Source organism: Botrimarina mediterranea (assembly GCF_007753265.1).
Taxonomy (GTDB): Bacteria; Planctomycetota; Planctomycetia; order Pirellulales; family Lacipirellulaceae; genus Botrimarina; species Botrimarina mediterranea.
This window is the reverse complement of the sequence record NZ_CP036349.1, coordinates 5,198,439-5,215,667: the sequence shown is the minus strand read 5'-3', so window position 1 is coordinate 5,215,667 and position 17,229 is coordinate 5,198,439. Positions and strand designations below refer to the sequence as shown.

Sequence of the window (17,229 nt, the reverse complement as noted above, 5' to 3'; positions counted from 1 at the left end):
TGTGCCTGACGCCCTGCCAATCGTTGTGGGGTAGATCGTCAGGCACAGCCAGACCTACTAACTAAACGCCCGCCGTGATCTTCTCGCCGAGCGTGAACCCTGCGGCCGTACGGTCGACACGGCGGTAGAGCGTGTCGCGCTCGATCGGCTCGCGGCCTGCTTCGCGGATGAGGCGTTCGATGTCTTCGACGCTCATTACCTCGGGCGTCGTGGCGCCGGCGTCGTGGTAGATCAACTCGTGGCGCACGGTGCCGTCGATGTCGTCGGCGCCGTAGGAGAGGGCGAGCTGCGCGGTGCCGACGCCGAGCATGATCCAGTAAGCCTTGATGTGGTCGATGTTGTCGAGCATCAGCCGCGCGACCGCCATCTGCCGCAGGTCCATCAGCGCCGAGGGCTTCTTGATGTTGTGTTCGATGCCGAGCTTGTTGTTCTCGGGGTGGAACGCGAGCGGGATGTAGGTCTGGAAACCGTTCGTCTCGTCTTGCAGCTCGCGCAGGCGGACGAGGTGGTCGATGCGGTGGCGAGGCTCTTCGATGTGGCCGTAGAGCATCGTGCAGTTCGAACGCAGCCCCAGCTCGTGGGCCGTACGATGGGTCTCGAACCAACGGCGGGTGTCGGCCTTGTGCTCGCAGATTTGCCGGCGGATCTCCGGATGGAAAATCTCGGCGCCGCCGCCGGGCAGGCTGCCGAGACCCGCCTCGCGCAGGTCCTCAAGGACCCAGCGGATCGACTTCTTGGTGAGCCGCGCAAACCAGTCGATCTCGACCGGCGTCCACGCCTTGAGGTGCAGCGACGGGCAGTTGTCGCGCAGCAGGCTGATCACCTTGCGGTACCAGTCGTACTTCGCCTGGTGGTGCAGGCCGCCGACGATGTGCATCTCGGTGCAGCCGTTGGCGACGGCCTCGGCGCCGCGCTCGAGGATCGCGTCGTCCTGCATCCAGTAGCCCTTCGCCTCGCGGAGGTCGCTGCGGAACGCACAGAACGAGCACCGATAAACGCAGATGTTGGTCGCGTTGAGGTGCGTGTTGATGTTGTAGTAGCCGGCGTTGCCGTTCTTGCGCTCGCGCACGAGGTTCGCCAGCTCGCCCAGCTCCGGCAGCGGAACCTCGGGCGACTCGAGCAAGAGGCCATCGTCAAAGGTCAGCCGCTCGCCGGCTTCGACCTTGTCGCGGATAGGTTTTAGGACTTCGGAGGAAGTTCGGAGCATCTCTTACTCATTCATTTGGAACCACAGATGAACACAGATGCACACGGATGGGATAGCGGCGGGACTATCTGTGTTGATCCGCGTTCATCTGTGGTTCCTGTTTTTAAATTATTAGGTCTAGCGTTCCAACCGCGAGCAGGCCGAGGCTGATCACGGCGTTGACGTGGAAGAACGCTTGGTTGACGCGCGCGAGGTCGTCGGGTCGCACTAGCGAGTGCTCGTAGACGAGCAGGCCCGCTACGGCGGCGACGCCGCACCAGTAGACCACGCCGAAGGGTGGGTAGACCAGCGGCACGAGGGCTAGCAGCACGACGGCGACGGCGTGGCAAGCCGCAGCGAGCCGCAGGGCGCCGCGGACGCCGAGCTTAGCGGGGACGCTCCGCAGGCCGACCGACTTGTCGTACTCGTAGTCCTGGCAGGCGTAAAGGATGTCGAAGCCGCCGACCCAAGCCAGCACCGCGGCGCCAAGCACCGCGGCAGGCAGCAGATCAAGCGGATCAGCCATCACCGCCTCGCCGCGGATCGCGATCCAAGCCGCAATCGGCGACATCCCCAGCGCCGCCCCGAGCCAGAAATGTGCCAGCGACGTGAACCGCTTCGCGTAGCTGTAACCGCACAGCCAGGCGAGCACGGGGACGCTGAGAGCGAGCGGCAGCCAGTTGGGGAGGAACAGCAGTGTGCTGGCGATGAAGCCGAGTGAACTTAGTAGGGTGAATGCCGTGACAGCCCCAACGCTCAGAATGCCTGCCGGTAGGTGGCGCCTCGCGGTGCGCGGATTCGCGGCGTCGAGCTTGCGGTCCACCAGCCGGTTGAACGCCATCGCGGCGCTGCGGGCGAAGACCATGCAGAGGAGGATGCCGACAAGCTGCTTCAAAGCAGTGTCTATAAATCCAACCATCGATAAGTGAGCAATCTCATCCGGCATTCTCATGCCATTGATTGCCATCTCTGGCCTGTAAGCGATTCTGATCTGACCGCCTGATTCAGTTGTAACGTAAGGTTTACCCAAGCCTTCAAGTAGTTTGTCGGCCGTAAGCGTCCAAGCCATCAGCGCCGCCAACAGCGCGAACGGCAGCGCGAACAGCGTGTGGCTGAAGCGGATGAGCGACAGGAGGTGGGAGACGGTCTTGAACATCAAAAGCCCCGCAGGGGCGGCAGCGCGTAGCTAGGGGCGCAAGCCCCTGGAAAGCGGGTGGTTTCTCGTTGGAGCCCCGGAGGGGCGACAGCACTATTGATTGCGTCGTTGCTGTCGCCCCTCCGGGGCTTTGAATTCGTCGTCGCCGTTACCAGGGGCTTGCGCCACTGGCTACGCGCTGTCGCCCCTCCGGGGCTCTTCCCCCCAGCGTTTCATCAATGCGTTCCGTACGCCGAGTTGGTCGCAGATCCGTGCGACGACGAAATCGACCAAGTCGGCGATCTGCGTCACGCCGTGGTACCAGCCCGGGGACGCCGGCAGGATCACGGCGCCGGCTTCGGCGGCGCGGCGCATGTTGTCGATGTGCGTCAGCGAGACTGGCGTCTCGCGCGGGACGAGCACCAGCGGGCGGCGTTCTTTGAGATGCACCTCGGCGGCGCGCTGGATCAGGTTGCTCGCCGAGCCGCAGGCGATGGCCGAGAGCGTCGTGCCGCTGCACGGGACGATCGCCATTCCGGCCGAGAGGAACGAGCCGCTGGCCATCGGGGCCATGAAGTTTTGGTGGTGGTAGTATGAAAGGGTTCCGCGTTGGGACGTTGGTTCGTGGGGCGCACCGAGGGCTTGCGCCACCGGCTCAGATCGAAGGAGCAGGGGGAATTTATGCGGGGCGATCGATGCTGCATCGAAGTCGTTGAGGTCGAGCTTCACGCCCAGCTCTTGCTCGATCACGGCGGCGCCACTGGGGCTGATCGCCAGATGCACGTCTCGCCCCGCGCGAAGTAGCACATCCACCAGCCGCACGGCATAAGCCGCGCCGCTCGCGCCGGTGATTCCAACGATGATTGGGAGTTCACTCATTACTTCTTGCAAATCAACCACAAAGGAACGAAGGAACAAAGGAAGGCTTGATGGATCGTTTCCTTCGTTACTTTGTTCCTTTGTGGTTCACTTCTTTTCCCCGACGTACAAGGTTGCGATGCCGAGGGTTAGTGGGTGGTAGCGAACATTCGCCAAGCCCGCAGAGGTCATGCGCTCGGTTAGTTGTTCGTACTCGTAGAATCCTTTGACGCTCTCGGGGAGATACTCGTACGCGGCGGTGCTGTTGCGCATCACGGCTTGGCCGATGCGTGGCAGGACGTTGCGGAAGTACCAGCCGTAGAACGCTTTGAAAGGTTGCCAGCGCGGGGTGGTGAACTCGAGCACCGCAACCTTGCCGCCGCGGCGGCAGACGCGGGTCATCTCGCGCAGGCCGGCGTCGGTGTCGCTGACGTTCCGCAGGCCGAACGCGGCCGTGACGAGTTGGTAAGTGTCGCTAGCGAACGGCAGCGAGTTGGCGTCGGCTTCGACCCATTCGATACGGTCGTTGAGCCCGCGTTTGGCGCCTTTGGCCTTGCCGAGCTGGAGCATCTCGGGACAGAAGTCGGCGGCCGTGATGCGGAGCTTGCCTCTGGCGGCGCGGTCGTACGCCAAAGCGAGGTCGCCCGTCCCTGTGCACAAGTCGAGGATCGGCGCGTCCGCCAGCGGTCCGGTCGTCGCCGGAGGAACGATCCGCGTCGTCCGCCAGCGCCAGTAGCGATCGACGTTGCCGCTGAGCAGGTGGTTCAGCAGGTCGTACCGCGGGGCGATTTCGCCAAACATCCGCCGCACCCGGTCGCCGGACTTGTCGACAGCGGCAACGTTGGACATGGCAGGGGCGGCTACAGGGGAAGGGCACGACACAAGAACCGTGGGAGGCTGCCCAGTTTAACCGCCAAGACGCCATGAGCGCCAGGGATCGCCAAGGGGGGGGAAGTTGGAAGAGAATGACGAAATCCGAATGACGAATGACGAACCTGCCGGCAGCGGCACGTCCCTCCGGCAGGTTCGTCATTCGTGCTTCGTCATTCAGAAGCTTCGAAATCACCTGCGTAGCCACCGAATTCCGTGCCCAACAGCCTCTCCGTCCATTACTTGCCGCAGTTTGTCGCCGAGACCGACCTCGCCGGCGCGACGGTGGTCGTCATCGACCTGTTGCGGGCGTCCACGACGATCTGCCAGGCTCTGGCTTCTGGGGCGCGGGACGTGACGGCATTTTTGGAGGTTGGCGACGTGGTCCGCGCGGTGGAGGGCCTGGACCGTGCCGAGCTGGTGCTGGCAGGCGAGCGGCATTGCACGCGGATTGAGGGGTTCGACTTGGGGAACTCGCCGGCGGAGTTCACGCCGGACGAGGTTTTTGACCGTCGCGTCTTCTTCACGACCACTAACGGCACTCGCGCTTTGCAGCACGCACGGCTGGCGGCGAAGGTCGTCGTCGGAGCGGCGGTGAACCTGTCGGCCGTGGTGGACGCCATCGCCGCGGACGAGGCGGTGCATCTGCTCTGCGCGGGGACCAACGGGCACGTCACGCGCGAAGACCAGCTCGCCGCCGGGGCGATCGGCAGCGAGCTGCTGACCCGCGGCCCCCGTGAACTGAATGATCAGGCCCGTCAGGTGCTCGGCGAATGGCAAGAGCTGCTCACCACCGCCCGGGCCCTCGGCCGCAAGCCCAGCGAGCAGTTCACGCTCGAACTTCACGACACGGCCGGCGCCAAGAACCTGCTGGCGATCGGCATGGAGGCCGACCTGGCAAGATGTGCAGCCATCGACGCCCTCGACGTGGTCCCGGTCTACAACCCGACCGACGGCCGGCTTACCCCCCTTTAGCCGAGTGGGCCCCCCTCTAGCCGGCGCGAACGCTCCGCTAGACTGGCGGGTCTACTTAGTCCCCCTCCCCACAAGGGGGAGGGGATTACTACTTCCTCACGCCTCAAGCCTCACCTCTCACAAGCGAAGCGCCCTCCCATGGAAATGGAAAAGCTGGTCTCGCTCTGCCGCCGGCGCGGCATCCTCTTCCAGTCGAGCGAGATCTACGGCGGGCTCAACGGCTTCTGGGACTACGGCCCGCTGGGCGTCGAGCTGAAACGCAACGTCAAAGAGGCGTGGTGGCGCGACATGGTTAGCGCGCACGACGATCTGGCGACGCTCCCCGGCGCGCCGAGCCCGTACGAGATGACGGGCCTCGACTGCACGATCATCATGCATCCGCAAGTGTGGAAGTGCTCGGGCCACTTCGACTTGTTCGTCGACAAGATGGTCGACTGCCGCGAGACCAAGAAGCGTTACCGCTACGACCAGGTGCGCGGCCGTTGGGTCGAGGCGAAGGGCGAGAAGATTTTCGTCACCACTGTCGCCGAGGATGAAGGCCCCGAGATCGAACGGCGTGCGCTGAAGCACTTCAAAATCCGCTCGAAGGACGCCGACCAGCTCGCTTGGGACGGCCCGTTGACGACGCTCGACAAGATCGACCTCGCCGACTTCACCAAGGCGCTCGCGCCCGAGGCGAGCGAGCTCGGCACGTTCACCGATCCGCGGGACTTCAACCTGATGTTCCCGACGACGATCGGCGCGCTCGCCGGCGAAGAGGGCCGGGCATTTCTGCGTCCCGAAACGGCGCAGGGCATCTTCGTCAACTTCAAGAACGTCATCGACAGCTCTCGAGTAAAGGTGCCGGTGGGCATCGCGCAGATCGGAAAGTCTTTCCGCAACGAGATCACGCCGCGGAACTTCACGTTCCGTTCGCGCGAGTTCGAGCAGATGGAGATCGAGTTCTTCTGTCACCCCAGCCAGTCGGCCGACTGGTACAAGTACTGGCGTGACCGCCGGATGAAGTGGTGGCAAGAGATCGGCCTCGCCGGCGACCGGCTGATCCTCCGCGATCACCACCCGGACGAACTCTCGCACTACAGCACCGGCACGGCCGACATCGAGTACGCCTTCCCCTTCCTCCCCGAGGGCGAGTATGGCGAACTCGAGGGGATCGCGCACCGTGGCGACTTCGACCTCCGCAGCCACATGGAGGGCAAGCTCGACCCGAATAGTTGTCCGCTCACGCTGCAGCTCGGCGAGGACGGCAAACCGGTCCACAAGGGCTCGGGCCGCGACCTGACGTACCGCGACGACATGACCAACGAGCGGTTCACGCCGCATGTGATCGAGCCCTCCGCCGGCGCCGACCGTGGCGTGCTCGCGCTGCTGTGCGAGGCCTACACCGAGGACACCGCGCCTGACGACAAGGGCGAGGACCAGACGCGCGTGGTGATGAAGTTCCACCCGCGGATCGCCCCGATCAAGGCGGCCGTCTTCCCGCTGGTGAAGAAGGACGGCATGCCCGAGGTCGCCCAGGACCTCTACCGGGCGATCAAGAAGAAGTTCCCGGCGTTCTACGACGAGAAGGGCGCCGTGGGCCGCCGCTACCGCCGCCAAGACGAAGCGGGCACGCCCTACTGCATCACGGTCGATGGTCAAACGCTGCAAGACAACACGGTCACGATGCGCGACCGCGACACGCTCGAGCAGGTACGGCTGAAGCTCGACGACGTGGTCGCGGAGATCGAACGCCGCGTGACGGGGGAGTAGCCGCAGATAAACGCAGATAGACGCGGATGTCGCTTGGCGAGTTGAGTCAACTCGCCAAGGGGCATCGGCCTTTATCCGTGTGCGAGACCGCGACACGAAAGGGCAACGGCGACAGATACTCGACTCGACACACTCGAAGTCGATAGCAACTCCGTTGTCCTAGACGCGCCGTGGACCTTGGTAAACCGATTTATCGAAGCCAAGGATCGGCCAGAAGATGAACGGAAGAAACGCCAGACCCAAGCCGAAGAGCTCGCTCTTTCCGTAGTTCCTGCTGACCCCCATCGAAATTGCAGCCAGCGCAAAAAGGCCGACAATTGGGATTACCAGAAGGAAGACCCACCAACCTGATTTGCCTCCGATCTTGCACATCGCGTAGTAGTTGTAGATCGGAATCAAGCAACTCCATCCGGGCTCCCGGGCTTTGTCGAACGCCTTCCAGCTCCCGGCAACGTACACAAGAAGAAATGCGGCGATACCGCTAAGCACCATCAGCCCAGCCAACGTATCAATGGCATCCTGGTCCATCGTCAAGTCTCGTGGTGGCTAGTAGAGGGGACAATCTTGTCAGTCCCGCGTTATCTCGAGTGCTCGGCTGGTACCATAGCTACGAGCTTCATTTGCCCATAACGAGTGACACGACGGCCGAAGCCGAACACCGCGTGACGGGAAAGCAGCCGCAGATAAACGCGGATGCGTCTTGGTGAGTTGAGTCAACCTACCATGACGCATCCGCGTTCATCTGCGTCCATCGGCGGCTAACTCTTCTTACCGCAGCCGTGAGGCGAGGTGGTCGAGTTGACCGCGGAGGTTTCCTAGCAGCATCTCGGCGGGCGCTTCGCGCGCCAGGTCGGCGAAGTACGACGCGGCGGACGGACTGTGGCGGGCGGCGGACTCTTCGGTCGTGCGGCGGAGGCGGCGTAGCTCGTCGTGCATCAGCGACAGCTTGCCGGCGGCGTGGCGGGCCGCGTTCCACAGCGACGAGAGCAGCTGCAGCAGGCCGACGATCAACAGGCCCTGACCGCCGAGCGCCGCGGCGACCGCGGGATTCCAGAGGTCTTCTTGTCCACCGATAAGCGACCACGCGCCGAGGCCGATACCGAGGCCGATACAGGCGGCGCCCGTCGATGCGAGCAACCAGGCGAGCACCTGACCGCGCGTCGAGAACGCCGCTCGGGCTGGCATCGGCGTCACCGGCGGCGCAGCGCGGTGTTCGACCCGCCGCACCGGCGCGCGATGCGGCGCCGCGAGCGCTTCGCTCAGGGGTGTGTGGGCGATGTCGGTGCGGAAAGTGCGTGACGCCTCACCGGCGGAGACAGTGGCGTGGGCCGAGCGCAGCGTGCGGTAGATCGCGCGGCGGGCCTCGTCGCCATCGTCGTCGCCATACGAGTTAGCGTTCGCTGTCGGCTGCGATTCGCTCGCCGGCGGCGGCGTGCGTTGGCAGCGGCTACAGCGCGGGCCGCTCGCGCCGGGCAGGCCGATGGCGGGCGTGTCTTGCTGGCAGTGGCGGCACCACATAGCGGGACGACTCAGGGACGAGAGGACAGGGGCTCATCGTCTGTGGTCGGCGCGGCGGCGCGCGAAACTTTAACGGTTGCGATGGCAAAGGCAGGCGAGCCGTAAGCGTCACAGGATTATGCAACTAGTAGCTGAGGGTTCTTTGCGAGCGAGCGGGTTCCGGCGATAAGGAGCTTGGCCTGGACCCAGTGTCGGACGCGGTGGAAGCGTCGGACCCAGGCGGGGAGCGAGGCGAGCCCGCCGCCGAAGGTGACCAGCGTCCCGAAGGAGGTCTCGATCGCCGTCCGCTGGCGGTAGAGAGCCGCCCCGAACGCCGTCCCCAACAGCTCGATGCTCCGCAGCCGACTGGGCGAATGTCGTTGGTGGCCCAAGCCTTTCCCCTTGCGTTTCTTCGCCACCAGCTGAAACCCTTCGGCTTGGGCCGCGTCGTAGAGCGGGTTGGCGTCGTACTCGGTGTCCGCCAGCAGGTAACCGCCGCCGGCAAGCCCTTCGATCAACCAGCGGGCCACGCGNGCGGCGGGTGGTGAGGAACTGAACAATCGGCGGCGAGCCGTAAGCGTCACAGGATTATGCAACTAGTAGCTGAGGGTTCTTTGCGAGCGAGCGGGTTCCGGCGATAAGGAGCTTGGCCTGGACCCAGTGTCGGACGCGGTGGAAGCGTCGGACCCAGGCGGGGAGCGAGGCGAGCCCGCCGCCGAAGGTGACCAGCGTCCCGAAGGAGGTCTCGATCGCCGTCCGCTGGCGGTAGAGAGCCGCCCCGAACGCCGTCCCCAACAGCTCGATGCTCCGCAGCCGACTGGGCGAATGTCGTTGGTGGCCCAAGCCTTTCCCCTTGCGTTTCTTCGCCACCAGCTGAAACCCTTCGGCTTGGGCCGCGTCGTAGAGCGGGTTGGCGTCGTACTCGGTGTCCGCCAGCAGGTAACCGCCGCCGGCAAGCCCTTCGATCAACCAGCGGGCCACGCGTTTCTCGCTGACGTTCATCGGTGAGAGGTCCCAGGCCAGCGGCATCGGCCCATCGCCCCAGATCACATGCAGCTTGTAGCCCAGCTGCTTGCCCCCGGCGCCACGGCCGTAGCCCGCGTCGGGGTCCTTGCTCACCAGACTCACCGCGAGCGCCTTGCCATCGATCTTCTTGACGATCCCCTGGCCCAGGTTCAGCAGCCCGATCAGCCGCTGCTCCACGGCCGTCAGCAGCAGCACGCAAGCGGGCTTACGCAAGCGTCGGCTCAGCGTGCCTTGCGTCGGCAAAGGTTGAGGGCAGAGGTCGGTGGGCCAGTTCTCGGGGCACGCGGCCCAGGCGGTGGGGCGGTCGTGGACCACCGCCCACAGGTAAACCACCACGATGTCGCCGGTGGAGTACCTCCAACTCCCCCATCCCACGTCCAACTGTTTCACCAAACGGTACAATAACCGCCAGAGTTCGCGTTCCATCGGATCGTCTCCCCCTGCAAGGAATAGAATCTCTCCATGCAGAATGGGACGCGGACTCCCTCTTCGCCATCGGACCGTGCTAGCCCTTGCATAATCCTGGTCAGCGCCCGGCGTGAAGCGGGTACCAGGCGTACTCCGGGCGCTGACGCTTACGGCTCGCCGTTCTCAATCGTGAAACTGTTCGACGATCGCTGCTAGCAGCGCGGCCTTGGCTTCGGCGATTGTGCCGCGATAGCGGACGCCGGCCGCTTTGGCGTGGCCGCCGCCGCCGAACTTTTCCGCCACGGGACGCACATCGACGATGGTGCGGCTGCGGAGGCTCGCCTTGATGAGGCCCGGCTCCATGTTCGCTAGCAGCACCGCGACCTCAACGCCCTCGACGCTCAAGAGGCGATTGACCACGTCCTCGGTGTCTGCCTGCGCGGCGCCAGTCGCCTGGAAGTCCTCGTCGGTCGCTTGTCCGAACGCGACGCGGCCGTCGAGTTCGAGAGCGATGCTCTCCATGATGCGACCGTGCAGCCGTACTCGGGCGGCCGTGTTGCGGTCGTAGAGTTGCTGAAAGAGCTCGGTGGGGTTGGCGCCGGCTTCCATCAGGCGGGCGATGGTGCGGTAGGTGATCGGCGTCACCGACGGGAAGCGGAACCAGCCCGTGTCGGTGGCGATCGCCGCGAAGAGGGGCATCGCCGCCTTGGGCGAGATGGGGACTTTGAGGGCGTCCATTGCCTCGACGATCAGCCGGCCCGTCGCTTCTGCCGTGTCGTCCTTGAGGACCGTGGCGCCGAGGTCGTCGCCGCTCTGATGGTGGTCGATGACGAGGCGCTGCGCAGGCGACGAGCGGATCACGTCCGCCATGGCGCCGAGTTGCCCCCACGCGCTGGTGTCGCAGACGATGTGCGCGTCGGCCTGATGAACGTCTTCGACGGTGACGCCCTCGCCCAATACCTCGACGCGGCCCTCGACATCAATAAAACGGATGTGCTCCGGCGGCGCGTCGGCGTTGATGATCCGCACCCGCTTGCCGAGCGACTCCAGCGCGTACAGTAGGCCCAGCTCGCTGCCGACGGCGTCGCAATCGGCGCGGGTGTGCGACGTGAGCGCGAACGAGTCGCACTCAGCGACGAGCTTGCGGAGCGGGGTCCAGTCGATGGGCATGTCTTTCGTAGTTCGGTTTTACCACGGAGGCACAGAGGACACTGAGGAATGACCAATGAGCAAATTCCAATGACCAATGAAAAGCGCCAACTCCAAACATTGGTCATTGGGGCTTGGTCATTTGTCATTCATTTACTCTGTGTTGTCCTCCGTGCCCTCCGTGGCTCTGTGGTTAATAGTTTTTGGTAACGATGGTCTGAGTCGCGGCGACATCTTTCTTTACCTGCTCGACTAGTTCGTCGGCGGAGGCGAAAGTCCGGATGTCGCGTAAGCGGTCGAGGAAGTCAACTTCTACCGGGCGGCCGTAGACGGTTTCGTCGCAACCGATGAGGTGGGCCTCGACCTTGGCGTGGACCTCGCCGAAGGTGGGGTTGGGGCCGATGTTGATCGCGGCGGGCCAAACGCCCATGGGGCCGTCGCGACCGACGAGCCTGCCGACGCCGGCGTAGACGCCCTCGGCGGGGAGGATCGTGTCGATGCCTTCGAGGTTGGCGGTGGGGAAGCCGATCTTCGCGCCGCGGCCGGCGCCGTGGGTGACGATGCCGCGGATGCGATAGGGCGCCGTGAGCATCGTCAGCGCGCGGCCCACGTCGCCTGTTTCGCCGATGAGGCGGCGGATACGCGAGCTGCTTACCAGCTCACCCCCTTCGCTGTTCGGCTCGACGACGTCGAGGCTCATGCCCGCCTCGGCGGCGAACTTGCCGAGGAGCGCGACGTCCCCTTCACGGTTGTGACCGAAGAAGAAGTTCGGGCCTTCGACGAGCGCCTTGGCGGCCATCGACTCGCGGAGCACGAGATCGAAGAACTCGCGCGTGGTGAGTCGCAGCAGCGCTTCGTCAGTGGGGTAGGCGACGACGTGATCGACGCCGAGCTTCGTCAGCAGCTCGGCCTTCCGCTCGGTCCACGTGAGCGGCGGCGGGTACTCGTGGGGGCGCAGCACCCGCACGGGATGCGGGTCGAAAGTGAAGACCACCGCCGGTCCTTCGATCTCCCGCGCGCGGGCGACGAGCCGCTCGGCGATCTTCGCGTGGCCCCGATGGACGCCATCGAAATTACCGATCGCCACGGCGCCGCCCCGGGCGTCGGCTGGGAGGTCGGCGAGATGGCGGGTGATGTGCAACGGGGGAGGGACGAGGGGTTAGGGGCTGAAGGGGCTAGGGGATAAGGGGGAACGCGTCGCGGTGTGCGGCCCTCCTCAGATATCGGCGCTGAGTTGGGTTAGCTTCGTCGTTTGATTCCAGGCTTCGGGCAGGTAATCGAGGAGGTCGGTGGCGGTGAGGGCGATGACGCCTAGCTTCGCCGCTGCGAGGTCGCCCGCCAACCCGTGGACGTGGGCGGCGAGCCGGGCCGCGGCGAAGGCGTCGAGGCCTTGGGCGAGCAGCGCCGTGATGACGCCGGTGAGGACGTCGCCGGTCCCGCCGGTCGCCATGCCGGGGTTGCCCGTGGCGTTGACCGCGTAGCGATCGCCATCCGTGATGATGGTATGAGCGCCCTTGAGAAGGACAACGGTTTGATCGCCGCCGAGCGATTGGACGAGTTCGGCGGTGCGGTCGCGGCGTTCTTCGGGGTGGTTGGGGTCGCTAAGCGGCGAGCCGCTGAGCCGCGCGAACTCGCCGGCGTGCGGCGTCAGGACGCGCGGGCCAGCGGGAGCGGCGCGGCTCGAGCCCATCAGCGCCAGCGAGTTGAGGGCATCGGCATCGACGACCATCGGCGTGGGAAGCGTCCACATCGCTCCCACCAACGAGTTAATCGCATCACTGCGGCCGAGGCCGGGGCCAATGGCGGCGGCGTCGGCGTCTTCGAGGAGTTTCGCGACGGCTTGCCCGGCTTTATCGACGAGGCGTTCGCCATCGTCCGCCAACGGCTGCGTCATGTACGCCGCGCAGAACGAGGCGACCGTCGCCTGCACGCAGCGCGGCGTCGCGACGCTCACGAGGCCCGCGCCCGAGCGGAGGCAAGCCATGCCCGCGAGCGCCGGCGCGCCGGCCATGCCGAGCGAACCGCCCACCACCAGCGCGCGGCCGTAGTCGCCTTTGTGCGAGGTCGCGAGGCGATCTCGGAGCGCGGGGAGTGGGTCGTGCGTGACGTCGATCACTTGGGCGCCTCTTGTTGGCGTAAGGCGACGTGTTTCTGAGAGGCAATCAGGCCCGCCATGTAACCCGCCTTGAAGCCCGCGTCGATGTTCACCACCGCGACGTTCGACGCGCAGCTGTTGAGCATCGACAAGAGCGCCGCGACGCCGCCGAGGTTGGCGCCGTACCCGACGCTCGTCGGGACGGCGATCACCGGGGATGAGACATAGCCCGCGACGACGCTCGGCAGGGCGCCCTCCATGCCGGCGGCGACGACGATCGCGTCGGCGGACTCGAACTCGGCGAGCCGTTCGCGCAAACGGTGCGGGCCGGCGACGCCCACGTCGTTGACGCGGGTGACGGCCAGACCCATCCAGAGGAGCGTCTCGGCCGCCTCTTCGGCGACCGGGAGGTCGGTCGTCCCGGCGGTGATGACAGCGACTCGGCCGATAGGTTCAGCCGGGGCTACACCTTGGGCGGTGGCGTTGACGGTCCGGGCGATCGCGTTGTGCCGGGCGGAGGGGAACCGCTCTAGCAGCAGCGCCGCGGCGGCGGGATCGACCCGGGTCGCCAGGGCCGGCTCGCCCCGGCTGAGCAGGGCGGCAAAGACAGCGGCGATCGCCTCAGGCGGCTTGCCTTCGCCGTAAACCACTTCGGGATAACCACATCGACGCCGGCGGTCGGCGTCGAGGGTGACGGCGCCATCGGCGAGGGGCAGGCTAGGGGGGGAGTCGGCCATCCCGCCATCTTAACTTCTCGACGCCGTGCTGGAGCGGGGGAGTACGGGGGCGGCGGGGGAGAGGACACCGCGGGTCGGTTCGACAAGATTTGATGAATTTGCCGACTAGGGCGTCGCGTTTTGTGCTGGCCTTAGTTACTATCCAGATGCTCCACGCGCCGTGCCGCAAGGCCGTTCCGCGGAGTCCAAATCGCTTCGTGATGCGGCACGGAATAGTTCACCGCCACAGGTAATAGGCCCAGGAGGGCTTTCAGACTGGGCAGGGTGGGCTCCGCAACGATCGGGACGCACGGCGGTGTCCTAGCAGATTTGGCCCACCGATTCGTAGCAAACGCGTCTCTTGGAGTCGGCCGCGGCGTCGCCGCCCTTCTCTGGAACAGACCTCCCTCCGATTGCTCCTGCCTTAGAAGCGGTCCGCCGCTTTTCGTTCCCCCCATCAGCCCGTTTCCTGCTGAGCTATTTCTACCTCAGGGATTGACCATGACGTTCACTCTTGCGAAGTCGGCCGCACTGGCTGCTGTGTTGGCGTTGCCGCTTGCGGCGGGCGCCCAGACCCCCTTTGCCGGCGAGGACTTCGACGGCGGCGCGACCAACGGCGGATTCAGCTCGACCGGGCTGACCTTCACCCCGAATAACGACGGCACGGGCCGCCCACGTGGCACCTTTGGAACTGGTTCGGGGTCGATCTTCGACCGCTGGGGTGAGGTGAGCACCGCCGACGCGGACAACCTTCCCTTCGGTGTTGTCGACGAGTCTCTAGATGGGTTCCCGGGCGACACGGCGGGCTTTGTTTCCGAATTCAAGACGGATGACTTCGTTTTGGGCGTCGATACAGTCAACAGCAACAACCCCGATGGGTCGGGCGCAGTTTCGGCGTCCATGTCATTCGATATATCAGGCCGCTCGAACCTAGTCATGTCGATCGACATGGGCATGCTCGGCGACTTCGAAGAGGCCGACTTGTACGAGTTCAACTACTCGATCGATGGCGGCCCTTCACAGCTTGCCTTTCGTGTCCAAGGCAAGACGGGTCCGTTCTACTCATGGACAATGGACGACGGCACGTTTGTTGATCGATTCACGAACACGTTCTTCACTCCCGCCGAGTGGCAAGACCTGATTGACTTCGGACCGACCCCGGGCGTGATTGATTATCACCCGGACGACGACGGCACCAACGGCGACACCACCCCTCAAGATGGCATCATCTCGGTGAACTTCGCCAGTGGTCCCGAGGATGTCCGCGCCTACCTTGACGGCTCCTTCGACACGGCCGAGTTCAACCCGCCGAAGGACCCACTCGTGGTCACTACGGGTGACGGCTCGCTCGTTGAGGAGCAATTGATCGCGGACTTCGCTACCTATACGACCGCGTTGGTTGGATCGGGCTCGACGCTCACTTTGACGATCAATGGCGTCTCGGACGGCGGCGACGAGTATTTCGCTTTCGACAACATCCTCCTCAGCGAGGCTGCGGGTCTGACCGGCGACTACAACAGCGACGGCAAGGTTGACGCCGCTGACTACACCGTCTGGCGTGACGGCAATTCCCCCGACAGCAGCCAAACGGGCTACGACGCATGGGCCGATAACTACGGCGCCACGTCGACGCCGCCGGCTGTCTCGGTTCCCGAACCGACGTCGCTGGCGGTCCTCCTGTCGGCTGCGGCTGGCCTCTTCGCCGCCCGCCGCCGTTAAGACCTGTCGCTGAGGTCTTCGGCTTCGGCCGGGTTGTCGTTGTTGAGTCCAATCGAGGCGGGGCGATTCGTCGCCCCGCCTTTTCTTTGTTGTTTGCTTCCTGTTTCAGTGATCCGTGGTTAGCGTGGCGGGTATGTCTCAAGTGATTCGAGTGGCCGTTCTCTGCGCGCTGTTGGCGCCTGTCGTGGCGTCGGCGCAGCTCCGCGTTGTCACCTACAACACGCTTGACAAGCCGTTCGACTCGACGGACTTGGCTCTCGCCCGGACCGTCTTCGAGGCGATTGCGACTACCCCCCGCAACGGCATAGCCAAGCGGCCCGATGTCATCGGGCTGCAAGAGCAGCGGACGATTGCCGCCGGCGTCTCGACCGCCAGCCAATTGGCCGACGCGTTGAACGATCTCTTCGGAGTGAGTTCGTACCAGGTAGCCATCTCGGGATCGGGCAACGACTTGATTGCCGCCGTGTACGACTCGGCGTCGGTGTCGCTAGAGGCGAACGTCAATGTCTTCACGACCGGCCCGCGTCCAACGCGTCGACTGGAGTTCCAGCCCGTTGGTTACACGTCCAGTGACGCCACGTTCTACAACTACGTCAGCCACCTCAAGGCCGGAAGCGCTGCGGCTGATCGCAACCTACGTGCGGAAGAGGCTGAGCGTCTTCGCAACAACGCGGACGCCCTCGGCGCCGGCGTCAACATCGTTTACTCAGGCGACTTCAATATCTACAGCAACAACGAGTCGACCTACCTCAACCTGACGGCGTCCGGAAATGGCGAAGCCTTCGACCCGCTCGCGTTGTTGTCGTGGCCGAGTGCGGCGAACGCGCAGCACCTGACGCAATCGACCCGCACGACATCGATCGGCGACGGCGGCGCCACCGGCGGCAACGACGACCGTTTTGACTTGCAACTCGTCACGTCGAGCCTGCTCGACGGCGAGGGCCTCAGCTATATCGGCCCGACCTCAACCGGGATGTCGGGGCTCGAGCACTCGTACCAAGCGTTCGGCAACGACGGCGTGTCCTACAACCAGCGGATCAACAACACGTTTGTCGGCCGCTCGCAGCCGGCGGCGGTGCTCAACGCGCTGCACGACTTCAGCGACCACCTGCCGGTGATCGCCGATTACCAGCTCCCTGCCGTGCTCGGCTACGCGCTCGACGAGATTCCTCTCACGCTTGAGCAAGGCGAAGAGTTTGCCCTCGGGCTGACGGTCACGAACGACGCCGACGTCGTCGCAGCGGTCGGCGCCGACGAGCTCGACTTCTCGATCTCGACCTCGGGCTCGATCACCGGCGCGTTCGCGGGGGTCGCCGCGGCGTTGTCGGCCGGGCTCAGCTACGACCTTTCGCTTGACACCTCCACGCTCGGGCTGCGCTCCGGCATGCTGACGATCTCGTCGTTGAGCCAAGCCGCGGAGAACAGTCTGGTGCAGGTCCCGATCTCGTTTGAAGTGATCGCCGCCGCTTTGGCCGGCGACTACAACAACGACGGCCGCGTCGACGCCGCGGACTACACGGTCTGGCGTGACGGCAACTCGCCCGACGACACGCAGGCCGGCTACGACGTCTGGGCGGCGAACTACGGCGCATCGATTCCCCAGAGCACGAGCGTGCCGGAACCGACCAGCGTCCTAATGATGCTCGCGCTCTTGGTAGGGTCCGCTGGGCGGACCGCACGAGTTGCGTAGCCAAACGTTTCGGATAGCGACGGCGATCACACGAACCGGGGGCTAAGGCCCCGCGGCTGATAAGTCGCGTCCGTGGAGGTGTTGATCGTGGCGCCCCCCGCGACTAGTGCCACGAACTCGTAGGGTCCGCTGTGCGGACCGCACGAAAGATTC

At 65.0% G+C, this 17,229-nt stretch carries 16 protein-coding genes; 4 read left to right on the top strand and 12 right to left on the bottom strand.

The features are described from left to right. Positions 1-61: 61 nt before the first annotated feature. The 4 genes from mqnE to ubiE form a co-directional block, all read right to left on the bottom strand. Positions 62-1,207 (bottom strand): aminofutalosine synthase MqnE, encoded by a 1,146-nt coding sequence (mqnE, locus tag Spa11_RS20040; RefSeq protein WP_145116068.1) that lies wholly within the window; start codon positions 1,205-1,207, stop codon positions 62-64. A 103-nt stretch (positions 1,208-1,310) separates the two neighbouring features. Then, entirely contained in the window at positions 1,311-2,342 is a 1,032-nt protein-coding gene (locus tag Spa11_RS20035) for a 4-hydroxybenzoate octaprenyltransferase (RefSeq protein ID WP_145116065.1), read from the bottom strand. Positions 2,343-2,513: 171 nt separating this feature from the next. Continuing rightward, positions 2,514-3,200, bottom strand: coding sequence for a UbiX family flavin prenyltransferase (locus Spa11_RS20030; protein WP_145116062.1), 687 nt, complete (start codon positions 3,198-3,200; stop codon positions 2,514-2,516). 87 nt (positions 3,201-3,287) lie between these two features. Next, on the bottom strand, positions 3,288-4,028 hold the full coding sequence (gene ubiE / locus Spa11_RS20025) for a bifunctional demethylmenaquinone methyltransferase/2-methoxy-6-polyprenyl-1,4-benzoquinol methylase UbiE (RefSeq protein WP_145116059.1): 741 nt from the start codon (positions 4,026-4,028) through the stop codon (positions 3,288-3,290). A gap of 237 nt (positions 4,029-4,265) precedes the next feature. Here ubiE and Spa11_RS20020 point away from each other — a divergent pair, with 237 nt between their 5' ends. Together Spa11_RS20020 and Spa11_RS20015 are read left to right on the top strand one after the other, a co-directional pair. Then, positions 4,266-5,024, top strand: a complete 759-nt coding sequence (locus tag Spa11_RS20020; RefSeq protein ID WP_145116057.1) for a 2-phosphosulfolactate phosphatase — start codon at positions 4,266-4,268, stop codon at positions 5,022-5,024. 144 nt (positions 5,025-5,168) lie between these two features. Beyond that, positions 5,169-6,776 carry a glycine--tRNA ligase gene (locus Spa11_RS20015; protein WP_145117081.1) on the top strand — a complete coding sequence of 536 codons (1,608 nt, stop codon included), beginning with the start codon at positions 5,169-5,171 and terminating at the stop codon, positions 6,774-6,776. A 159-nt stretch (positions 6,777-6,935) separates the two neighbouring features. Here Spa11_RS20015 and Spa11_RS20010 read toward each other — a convergent pair whose 3' ends face one another. The 8 genes from Spa11_RS20010 to larB all read right to left on the bottom strand — a co-directional run bounded on the left by Spa11_RS20010 (position 6,936) and on the right by larB (position 13,688). Continuing rightward, complete coding sequence (locus Spa11_RS20010; RefSeq protein WP_197529536.1) at positions 6,936-7,304, bottom strand: DUF5684 domain-containing protein; 369 nt, start codon at positions 7,302-7,304, stop codon at positions 6,936-6,938. 240 nt (positions 7,305-7,544) lie between these two features. Then, on the bottom strand, positions 7,545-8,294 hold the full coding sequence (locus Spa11_RS20005) for a hypothetical protein (protein ID WP_145116055.1): 750 nt from the start codon (positions 8,292-8,294) through the stop codon (positions 7,545-7,547). 116 nt (positions 8,295-8,410) lie between these two features. Beyond that, the gene (locus Spa11_RS20000) at positions 8,411-8,803 is read right to left on the bottom strand and encodes a transposase (RefSeq protein WP_197529535.1); all 393 of its coding nucleotides are present in this window, start codon (positions 8,801-8,803) and stop codon (positions 8,411-8,413) included. A gap of 58 nt (positions 8,804-8,861) precedes the next feature. Then, the gene (locus tag Spa11_RS19995) at positions 8,862-9,725 is read right to left on the bottom strand and encodes a transposase (RefSeq protein WP_145113967.1); all 864 of its coding nucleotides are present in this window, start codon (positions 9,723-9,725) and stop codon (positions 8,862-8,864) included. A 165-nt stretch (positions 9,726-9,890) separates the two neighbouring features. Continuing rightward, on the bottom strand, positions 9,891-10,877 hold the full coding sequence (locus Spa11_RS19990) for a DHH family phosphoesterase (RefSeq protein ID WP_145116051.1): 987 nt from the start codon (positions 10,875-10,877) through the stop codon (positions 9,891-9,893). Between the two features lie 172 nt (positions 10,878-11,049). Continuing rightward, on the bottom strand, positions 11,050-11,997 hold the full coding sequence (locus Spa11_RS19985) for a bifunctional riboflavin kinase/FAD synthetase (RefSeq protein ID WP_145116049.1): 948 nt from the start codon (positions 11,995-11,997) through the stop codon (positions 11,050-11,052). 75 nt (positions 11,998-12,072) lie between these two features. Further along, entirely contained in the window at positions 12,073-12,972 is a 900-nt protein-coding gene (locus Spa11_RS19980; RefSeq protein WP_145116046.1) for an NAD(P)H-hydrate dehydratase, read from the bottom strand. Further along, the gene (gene larB, locus Spa11_RS19975) at positions 12,969-13,688 is read right to left on the bottom strand and encodes a nickel pincer cofactor biosynthesis protein LarB (RefSeq protein ID WP_145116043.1); all 720 of its coding nucleotides are present in this window, start codon (positions 13,686-13,688) and stop codon (positions 12,969-12,971) included. The genes Spa11_RS19980 and larB overlap by 4 nt, the downstream gene beginning before the upstream one ends. Positions 13,689-14,168: 480 nt before the next feature. Here larB and Spa11_RS19970 point away from each other — a divergent pair, with 480 nt between their 5' ends. After that, a complete protein-coding gene (locus tag Spa11_RS19970) occupies positions 14,169-15,386 on the top strand; it encodes a PEP-CTERM sorting domain-containing protein (protein WP_145116040.1) in 1,218 nt (405 codons plus the stop codon). 133 nt (positions 15,387-15,519) lie between these two features. Next, positions 15,520-17,076 (top strand): exonuclease/endonuclease/phosphatase family protein, encoded by a 1,557-nt coding sequence (locus Spa11_RS19965; protein WP_145116038.1) that lies wholly within the window; start codon positions 15,520-15,522, stop codon positions 17,074-17,076. The last annotated feature ends 153 nt before the right edge of the window (positions 17,077-17,229 follow it).